Here is a 9,830-nt window from a genome sequence, read left to right as displayed (position 1 = left end):
CCCTGAATTATCAAACAATAGAAGAATTTAACAATCAAAACAAAATTTACAAAAATGTAGCTTAACTCTAACTGGAAATTTTATTTGCATATCCATTATATCTCTCATGCTTCATTGTAAAGTATGGGTTAGCATAATATTTATTCCATCCATACCCTCTGTCAGCATAATCTTTAAAAAGAGTAATTGGAATATCAGCAGAAAACTGTAATAAATTACTATATAGATCAGAATTAGTTGTAGAAGTTTTTTGTCTAATATAGTTAATAGTGCCATCAAATCTCCATTTCCCAACCTTAACACCTCCTTTAAGCATACCGGTAATTCTTTTCATTGTATCATCCTGAACAACAAACTCTCTATCAACATTACCTAAACTCATTAAAATATATCCGTCAGAATTACCTGCATTTACTGTGAGGGAATTCTGATAAGTAGTTCCAGTTTGGAAAAAATCTTTAATATTATTTTTTCCATAAGGAGCAAATCTAGAATGAATCGCACCAGCATCATCCGCTGTATAGTCACTCGTATCCTGATTATATGTAATATAACCATCACCATCTATATCTACAGAAGATAATCCATAGGGAAGTGAAGATCCAGCCCAGTTAGAATCGCTAAAAGCAGGTCCCCATGCGCCATTTTCAACACTGATTTTATCTCCATACCATCCTTGTCCATATTGTTTTTGCCTATCTGGTAAAAAGGCAACTCTATCAAAATCAACAACTGAATTAAAAGTAGCTGTCAATCTCTTATTGGTACCCCCTCTTTTTGTTGTAACGATAATTGCACCATTTACCCCTTGAGAACCATAAAGGGCAGCACCGGCGGCACCTTTAATAACATTAACAGATTCAATAGTTTCTGGTGGCAATTGTTGGAAAACAGTAGCTGAAGAAATCACATTATCAATAACAATCAAAGCTTCATTAGAACCGGTAAAAGATCTACCACCTCTAATCACAATACTATTAGTCCCTGTAACACTTGTATTTGTTTGTGTAATTTGTAAACCAGCAACTTTACCAGTTAAAGCGCTTACTGCATTAGGGTTAGCTGCTTGAGTTAATTCTTGATTACTAACCACTTGTTGTGATGTTGTCACAGCATCTGCTTTTCTTTTGATACCTAATGCACCAGTGATAACAACTTCTCCTATGGTTTGTTCCTTAGGTATTGTATCATTACTTCTGTTTTGAGCATTAATTAATGCTAAAGAAGAGGATACAACTACTAGTAGAACACTTGTAGTTAATTTCTTCATATTTAAATTGATTATTTTTTATTATCTGCAAATATGTAAAACTTTCTTAAATCAACCAAATATTTTGTTAAAAATATTTAAATTTGCATAATATTTAGATTATTACTAAAGTATAATTATGGATTTAATAAAAAAATGGTCATTTTTTTATGTTGAAGCCGGGTGTGATGAGGTCGGAAGAGGCTGTTTATGTGGTCCTGTGGTAGCTGCTGCTGTAATTTTGGATGAAAATTTTAACCAAAATTTAGTTAATGATTCAAAAAAGTTAAATTTTAAAACAAGAATGGATCTCGACAGCTATATCAAAGACAATGTTAAAGATTATGCCATTGCCGAGCTGCCTGCAGAATTTATAGATCAGCATAATATTCTTAATGCAAGCATTCACGCCATGCATCAGGCTCTTGATAAATTAACCATAAGACCGGAACTGATATTGGTAGACGGAAACAGATTTCACCCTTATAATTTTATTCCGCATGAATGTATTATTAAAGGAGATTCAAAAGTACTGTCTATTGCAGCAGCCTCAATTCTAGCAAAAAATTATAGGGATAAATTAATGATCGAACTTCATGAAGAACATCCTGAATATGGCTGGGATACCAACTTCGGGTATGCAACCAAAAAACACCAGCAGGCTTTAGTAAAATTTGGACCTACAAAATACCATAGAAGATCCTTTCGACTAGATTATAGCATGTAAAAGCAATGTTAACTATATTTTATATATACAAATAAAAAAAGAGAAGCAAATTACTTCTCTTTTTTATAGAAATAGAATTATTTCTTTTTCTTTTGTTGCTCCTGATATTTTTGTTGTTCCTGAGCTTTTTCCATCATTTCCCTCATACGTTTCTGGAACTTGCCTTCAGCTTTCGGTTTTTCTTTATTCGCTTGGATCTGTGCATGAATTTTCTTTTCATCAAGGATCAAATATTTAATAACAAGGATAATTAAAATATTAATCGCGTTTGATACAAAGTAATACCATGAAAGACCTGACGCAGAAGTATTTAAGAAGAATAAGAATGTAATCGGGAAGATGTACATTAATACCTTCATATTCGGCATACCTTCCTGCTGTGGTTGCTGCATATTTCCTGAAGTCATGATAGTATAGATTAAAATAACAATCGTACAAGCTAAAGCAAAAATACTCAAATGATCTCCCAGAAACGGAACTTTAAATGGTAATTTAATTAAATCATCATAAGCTGTTAAGTCTTTTGCAAACCAGAATCCTTGCCCTCTTAAATCAATAAAGTTCGGGAAGAAACGGAATAATGCATAGAAAATCGGAATCTGCACCAACGCCGGCAAACATCCCGCCATTTGATTCACCCCGGCTTTCCGATAGATTTCCATTGTTGCCTGTTGCTTTTTCATTGGATCCGCATCTTTGAATTTAGCGTTTGCTTCATCAATTTCAGGACGAATTACTCTCATCATGGCACTCAATTTATGCTGTTTGTACATAATTGGTGATAAGATCAACTTCACAAGGATTGTCAATAAGAAAATTGCCCAGCCTGCTGTTAATCCCCAAGATGCAATAAAATTATAAATAGGAATAAAGAATCCTCTGTTCATCCATCCTATGAAAGACCATCCTAATGGAAGAATTTCGTCGAAGTTTTTATCGTAAGATTTTAATAAAGGTAAATCCAACGGCATAAAGTACCAAGTAAAATCCTGATTCAACTCGCTTCCCGTCATTTGAACAAAACCTTCATAGTTCAGTTTTTTCAAATATTCACCTTCTTCTATGATTTCCTGGTTTCCTTTACTCTGAGTGAAACCTGTTTTAGCCTCAATTACAGAAGCGAAGAACTGCTGCTTTACACCAATCCAGTTCAGGGTTTCTTTTTCTTCATCCATCGTCGTTCTTCCGTCGTAATCATAATCCTTATAATTATTGAAAGCATAAGAGAATTCTGAGTGAGATTGCTCCTGGGCCCTACCCTTTTCAAGATTTCTTACGTTATAATTCCAGATGAAATCTGCCTTATTATCGAAAGTGATATTTAATAGGCCTTGCGTTCTTACTTTAAAATCTAAAGTATATTTCGGAAGTAAAGTATAAATGAATTGGATAACTGCACCATTATAATTAGCCGTCATCGTTACAGCATTCCCATTAACAGTTGGAGCAAAAACTAAATCTTTAGTATTAATTACTTTTCCTGTTTTATCTTTAAATTGAAAACCGTAGTTTGAATTATTTTTAGTAATAAGATTAAGCGGAAGATCAGCTTTATCTGTCTTACGATCGTATGCTCTGTACTCTGCAAGTTCCACTTTAGAAACCTGGCCTCCCAAGCTTGCAAATTCAATTTTCAATTCTTTGTTTGAAAGATTGGCAGTCTGAATGGCATTTGGAGTTACATTTGGATTGATATTGCTTGCCTGAGTTTGTTTTACGGCACTTTTTACCTGTTCGGTTTTTTGTTGCTGAGCTTTCAATTGCTCCTCTTTCGATTGTTTGTTTTGAAAATAAAACATGAAACCGAAGAGAACCAAACATAGAACCGCAAAACTAATCATTTGACTTTTATCGAGTCCGTTGTTCTGTTGCATTTTATCTTTATTAAATTTTTTACCTATTTAAAATGTATACTAAAATGACATACATTTTCGAGTCGACAAAAATACTGTTTTTTTATCAAAACTCTATATTATACTATATTACTATATAATAAACTCAGGCTGAGAATAATCAGTCTGAGTTTATTTATGACGTTTGTAATTTAAAAATTACTTTATATCAATCCAACCTTCTAGGTTTTGAAAATCTTGAAGGTTTAATATTTAAATCACATTATTTCCCTGAACAAGCCTTAATAAAAGCTCTGAATAAAGGATGCGGCGTTGCAACAGTACTCTTGTATTCTGGGTGATACTGCACCCCAATGTAGAACGGGTGATTCGACATTTCTAATGCCTCTACCAATCCTGTTTCCGGGTTTGTACCTGTCGCTAAAAAGCCGTTTTTTTCGAATTCTTGAATATATTCACTGTTGAACTCATATCTATGACGGTGTCTTTCAGAAATATGCTTGCTTCCATAGATCTCAGAAAGTTTTGAACCGCTTTTCACGGCACATTTCCACGCTCCAAGACGCATAGTACCTCCTTTATCTACTACATTTTTCTGTTCTTCCATCAAAGAAATCACAGGATGTTCGGTAGAAGTATCGAATTCCATTGAGTTAGCCTTAGAATATCCTAAGACATTTCTCGCAAATTCGATGGTCATGATCTGCATTCCCAAACAAATTCCCAACATCGGAACTTTGTTTTCTCTTGCATATTGAGCGGTTAAAACTTTTCCTTCAATCCCTCTGTCACCAAAACCTGGAGCAACAAGTATTCCGTCTACACCTTTTAAAGTATCTTTAATATTTTCAGGAGTGATATCTCCACTGTAAACCCATCTGATTTTCACTTCAGTTTCTAAATCTGCACCTGCATGCTTGAAAGCTTCAGCAATAGAAATATATGAATCCTGAAGAGAAACATATTTTCCAACCAAAGCAATTTCAACTGATTTTTTAGGGTTTTGGAATTTTTTTAAGAAAGATTTCCATTCTTTAAGATCGGCATCTTTATCACTTTTCAGGTCTAATTCTTTCAGAATCACATCATCAAAATTTTGTTTTTGAAGGTACATTGGAACTTCATAGATCGTTTCCAGATCTTTACATTCAATTACATTATCTAATGGAACGTTACAGAATTGAGCCAGTTTCGCTCTCTGGTCTTTTGGGATTTTGTGTTCTGTACGGCAAACCAAAACATCCGCCATGATTCCGCTTTCCATCAACTGGCGAACAGAATGCTGAGAAGGTTTTGTTTTTAATTCTCCACTAGAAGCAAGATATGGCAACAATGTCAAATGAATGACCATAGAATTCTTCTCACCCAATTCCCACTTCAACTGGCGAACAGTTTCGATGTAAGGTAAAGATTCAATATCACCGACAGTTCCGCCGATCTCTGTAATAATGATATCGTAGTTCTGTTTTGATAAAATTTTAATTCTGCGTTTGATTTCGTTTGTAATATGAGGAATTACCTGCACTGTTTTTCCAAGGAAGTCTCCTTTTCTTTCTTTTTCGATGACAGTCTGGTAAATTTTTCCTGTCGTAACGTTGTTGTTTTGGGAAGTGGGAGCATCAAGATAACGCTCGTAGTGACCTAAATCCAGATCCGTTTCTGCACCATCTTCGGTTACATAGCATTCTCCGTGTTCATAAGGATTCAAAGTTCCCGGGTCGATATTGATATAAGGATCAAGCTTTTGAATAGTTACGTTGAAGCCACGTGATTTTAGTAGAAGTCCCAGAGAAGCAGAAACGATCCCCTTTCCCAAAGATGAAGTTACACCTCCTGTCACAAAGATGTACTTTGTATTCTTTTTACTCATTAGATTAGGTTTGTGCAAAGTTAGGGGAAAAAGAGATACAAAGCAATTTTGTTACGGTTTTAAATCCAAATAATTGTTTGATTGATGATTGAATAATCCAATTAACAGCTTGATTGATTGGTGACTGAGGTTCTAGAAGTCACCATTAAATTCAATAAATTGAGGCTTCAAGAACCTCAGTCTCCGTTGTAGAGAAATAAAAAAGGCTTCCAAAAATTGAAACCCTTCTTTCCTAAACCAAATTATATATGAACACTATTGCTTAATTAATTCAAAATATATGTTAACATCAACGTCTTTAGCCACACCTGCTCCCGTTGGATCATACTTGATATTGTAATCCAGACGGTTTACCTTAAATGTTGTCTGAATTCCCATAATTTCCTTCCCTTGCTGATTTTTTGTAACTCCTCCGAAAGTTACCGGAACACTGATTTCTTTCGTAACATCTTTAATTGTCAGCTTTCCTTTTAATAAATAAGAATTATTTTTATCTTTCGTAATAGAAGTCGTTTCGAAGGTCATGTTTGGAAATTTTTCTCCATCAAAGAAATCCGGGCTTTTCAAATGCTTATCTCTCATTTCAACACCCGTGTTGATAGAGTTTACGTCTACAAAAACAGAGATTTCAGCGCCGTCAAGATTGTTTCCTTTAGTAGCAACTTTTCCTTCAAACTTATCAAACCTTCCCTGTACAAAGCTTATTCCCATATGTTTGATGTTGAAGTTTACAGAAGAGTGCATCGGGTCAATCTGCCAGGCCGTCTGAGCAAAAGCAACAACACTTAAAAAAGCGAATACAAAAGTTAAAAATATCTTTTTCATTTCTTTATTATTATACCAACAAAGTTATTCTTTAATTGCGAATTTATACATTGATCTATATTAGTTTTTTGATTTTGCTAAAATTATTTTTGAATAAACTGAAATAACTAAATAGATAATTGCAAAAACAATAAAAGAGTTTATATAGAGTGATAAGTTAAAAAAATTCTCATCATCTTTTTCAAAAAAATATAAAAAGGGATTTGTTCCCGAAATAATTAAAATGAACAAATAAAGAATTTCAAATAAAATAGCAGTCCTTAGTAATGATTGATAATACCTTTTGAAAATTATGACAGTAATTAAACCTATGAATGATATCGCTAAACATAAGATCCATATTATAAAAGGTGCCATTCCCCAACTCTCAGCAGAAAGCTTTACCATATAAGATAAAACTAACATGCTAAATAAAAAATTAAGAATGCTCATCATTACAAATACCACAAGATTTTTTAGTAAAATATTTTTCATACCCGAAAATTAATTAAAAATCAAAAGAAAAATTCAAAAAAAATTTTGAACTTCGCGGTATGGCAAAATTAAAAACAGCATATTTCTGTCAAAACTGCGGTGCACAATACTCTCAATGGATGGGACAGTGTAAAAACTGCGGACAATGGAATACTTTGGTGGAAGAAATTATAGAAAAAACCTCGTCACACAAAACTCCCCCATTTTCAAAATCAAAACAGCATGTTATCAATATCGTAGAAGTTGAAACCAATGAAGAACCGAGAATAAAAACCCCTTCCGAAGAGCTGAACCGAGTATTGGGAGGCGGAATTGTTTTAGGCTCAGTCACTTTAATCGGCGGTGAACCAGGAATCGGGAAATCGACTTTGCTTCTTCAATTGGCTTTAAAAATGAAGAAAAAAATCTTCTATGTTTCCGGAGAAGAAAGTGCTTCTCAGATTAAAATGAGGGCCGACCGCTTAACAGATATTCAAAATCCGAACTGTTTTCTTTTTACGGAAACCAATTTGGAAAAAATCCTTCATGAAGCCAAAAAATTAGAGCCGGATTTCGTTATTATTGATTCCATTCAGACCCTGCAGTCGCAGCTGATCGAAAGTTCTCCCGGAACAGTTTCTCAAATCCGGGAATGTTCCAATGAAATCATTAAATATGCTAAAGAAAACAATGTTCCCGTATTTTTAGTCGGTCACATCACGAAAGACGGACAAATCGCCGGACCAAAAGTGTTAGAACATATGGTGGATGTGGTTTTAAATTTCGATGGCGACAGAAATCATCTTTTCAGATTACTAAGAGCAAATAAAAACCGTTTCGGATCGACTTCCGAGATTGGGATTTATGAAATGATTTCTCAAGGTTTAAAAGAAATCAAAAATCCGTCGGAAATTTTAATTACAAAAAAATTCGAAGAGCTTTCGGGAAATTCAGTTGCTGTAACGTTGGAAGGGAACCGTCCTATGCTCCTGGAAATCCAGGCACTGGTAAGTACGGCTGTTTACGGAACGCCACAAAGAAGCTCAACTGGTTTTGATGCCAAAAGACTGAATATGCTTCTTGCCGTGTTGGAAAAAAGAGCAGGCTTTCAGCTGGGTGCGAAAGACGTTTTCCTGAATATCACCGGAGGAATAAAAACCGATGACCCGGCACTGGACTTGGCGGTAGTTGCCTCTATTCTTTCTTCAAATGAAGACATTGCCATCTCTGAGCATTATTGCTTTGCCGGAGAAATAGGCTTAAGTGGAGAAATCCGCCCGATTGCACAGGCCGAACAAAGAATTACAGAAGCGGAAAAATTAGGATATGAAAAAATTTTTGTTTCCAATTTAAATAAACTTCCCAAGAAAAAATTCGGAATCAAAATAGAAGAAGTGAGCAAAATTGAGGATTTTCATGAAAGGCTTTTTTAGAGAGATGCGAATTATAATTATGAGCTATTAATTCTGCTTGTTGATTGTTTATATTAATTACTGTGATCAACTCATAATTTATAACCCAAAACTCATAACTTTAATGTATGAATTATCTTGCTCATTCGTTCCTTACTTTTACCGACGGTCAGATTGTCGGGCAGTTTCTGGAAGATTTTATCCGAAACAGGGACCGGTTTTCCTTTCCGAAAGATATTCAGGACGGGATCACGCTTCACCGTGAGATTGATACATTTACAGATTCTCACCCCGCTATCCATGAGGCAAAGAAGGTTTTTGCACCGTTGGTAAGGCTTTATTCTGGGGCTTTTGTGGATGTTTCTATGGATTATTTTGTTGCCAATGATCTCAATCTTAATTCATTAGCCCAATGGAAGGCGCATTCTTTACATGTTTATCAAGTTTTGAATAAAAACCAGCAATACCTTCCTGAAAACCTGCGGAGGATGCTTGTAAGAATGGAGAAAGAAGACTGGCTGTATAATTACCGGGAAGACCGCGGCATCAAATTCAGCATGAGAAATGTTTTAAATAAAGCAAAATATTTAAATCCGGATATCCCCGTCTTTGATGCTTTTTTAGAAAATAAAGGAAGACTTCAGGAGTGTTATAATGATTTTTTTCCTGATTTGATGAAACATGCTAAGGAAATCAATGCGCTTTTATAGTTTGAAAAATAAAAAAACAGACTGTCTGCTAAGACAATCTGTTTTTAGAAAACTATAAATAATGATATTTACTACTTTGCTGTAGGGCATAAAATTATATTAAACACTCCTCCTTGATTGTAAGGCGGTGGTGAATTATCCTGATGAGATATTGTAATTGAAGTAACTGTATCTGTAACAGTAAAAGTACCTGGCTGCTTTATTTTATTCCCAACTACTGTAGGTACACTATTACATCCCTGAGTGGTTGTTAATGTTGGGTTAGAAATATCAACAGACCCATTTTTGGCGGTTACAGTAGCTTGCTGACCTGCGTTGGAATATATTCCCCCATTATTAAATTTAACACCGGAAACAGGTTGGCTAAATGTAAAGGTAAGTGTACTCATCACATTATTACCTCCTATTATCCAGGCATCTGTTGTTGTATGCCATCCACAACCTGATCCATTTCCGGTTGCATTTTCTTGATGTCCTGTAATTGATACAGTCACATATACCGGCTGTCCGTTGATCATATATGTATTAGGAAAATCTGATTTTCCTAAATAAGATTTTGTACAAGGATCAATAGCAGGGTTTGAAGACGCTACGTAAGTTACATCTCTTGAACAAGTGCTGCCTCCCAACGAGAAAGTATAATTAAATGTACCTGAATTTATCGGTGTTCCGCTTCCGGTAACAGTTACAGTCTGAACTCCTGTTGTTGTAAAGTTTCCTGAGCCTGAGAA

Annotated in this window: 9 protein-coding genes; 3 read left to right on the top strand and 6 right to left on the bottom strand. The window is 34.8% G+C overall.

All coding sequences use genetic code 11. From position 1 onward, the window contains the following. Positions 1-67 precede the first annotated feature (67 nt). Complete coding sequence (locus BW926_RS13625; protein ID WP_076447866.1) at positions 68-1,270, bottom strand: TonB-dependent receptor plug domain-containing protein; 1,203 nt, start codon at positions 1,268-1,270, stop codon at positions 68-70. A 118-nt stretch (positions 1,271-1,388) separates the two neighbouring features. Here BW926_RS13625 and BW926_RS13620 point away from each other — a divergent pair, with 118 nt between their 5' ends. Beyond that, positions 1,389-1,976 carry a ribonuclease HII gene (locus BW926_RS13620; protein WP_076447865.1) on the top strand — a complete coding sequence of 196 codons (588 nt, stop codon included), beginning with the start codon at positions 1,389-1,391 and terminating at the stop codon, positions 1,974-1,976. A gap of 77 nt (positions 1,977-2,053) precedes the next feature. Here the strand turns inward: BW926_RS13620 and yidC are convergent, their stop codons facing one another. The 4 genes from yidC to BW926_RS13600 form a co-directional block, all read right to left on the bottom strand. After that, complete coding sequence (gene yidC / locus BW926_RS13615; RefSeq protein ID WP_076447863.1) at positions 2,054-3,850, bottom strand: membrane protein insertase YidC; 1,797 nt, start codon at positions 3,848-3,850, stop codon at positions 2,054-2,056. A 241-nt stretch (positions 3,851-4,091) separates the two neighbouring features. After that, positions 4,092-5,699 (bottom strand): CTP synthase, encoded by a 1,608-nt coding sequence (locus tag BW926_RS13610; protein WP_076447862.1) that lies wholly within the window; start codon positions 5,697-5,699, stop codon positions 4,092-4,094. A 255-nt stretch (positions 5,700-5,954) separates the two neighbouring features. Continuing rightward, on the bottom strand, positions 5,955-6,524 hold the full coding sequence (locus BW926_RS13605; RefSeq protein WP_076447860.1) for a YceI family protein: 570 nt from the start codon (positions 6,522-6,524) through the stop codon (positions 5,955-5,957). 60 nt (positions 6,525-6,584) lie between these two features. Then, positions 6,585-6,998, bottom strand: coding sequence for a hypothetical protein (locus BW926_RS13600; protein ID WP_076447859.1), 414 nt, complete (start codon positions 6,996-6,998; stop codon positions 6,585-6,587). A 59-nt stretch (positions 6,999-7,057) separates the two neighbouring features. Here BW926_RS13600 and radA point away from each other — a divergent pair, with 59 nt between their 5' ends. Both radA and BW926_RS13590 read left to right on the top strand, forming a co-directional pair. Next, a complete protein-coding gene (gene radA / locus BW926_RS13595; RefSeq protein WP_076447857.1) occupies positions 7,058-8,410 on the top strand; it encodes a DNA repair protein RadA in 1,353 nt (450 codons plus the stop codon). 107 nt (positions 8,411-8,517) lie between these two features. Then, on the top strand, positions 8,518-9,099 hold the full coding sequence (locus BW926_RS13590; RefSeq protein ID WP_076447855.1) for an acyl carrier protein phosphodiesterase: 582 nt from the start codon (positions 8,518-8,520) through the stop codon (positions 9,097-9,099). Between the two features lie 71 nt (positions 9,100-9,170). On the opposite strand, the gene BW926_RS14425 is transcribed toward BW926_RS13590, so the two are convergent. Beyond that, the coding region (locus tag BW926_RS14425; protein ID WP_179078025.1) for a hypothetical protein at positions 9,171-9,830 on the bottom strand (660 nt) is incomplete at its 5' end.

Source organism: Chryseobacterium sp. RU37D (genome assembly GCF_900156075.1).
In the GTDB taxonomy this organism is placed as follows: Bacteria; Bacteroidota; Bacteroidia; order Flavobacteriales; family Weeksellaceae; genus Chryseobacterium.
Note: the sequence above shows the minus strand (reverse complement) of the source record. Positions and strands in the feature narration are given on the sequence as shown.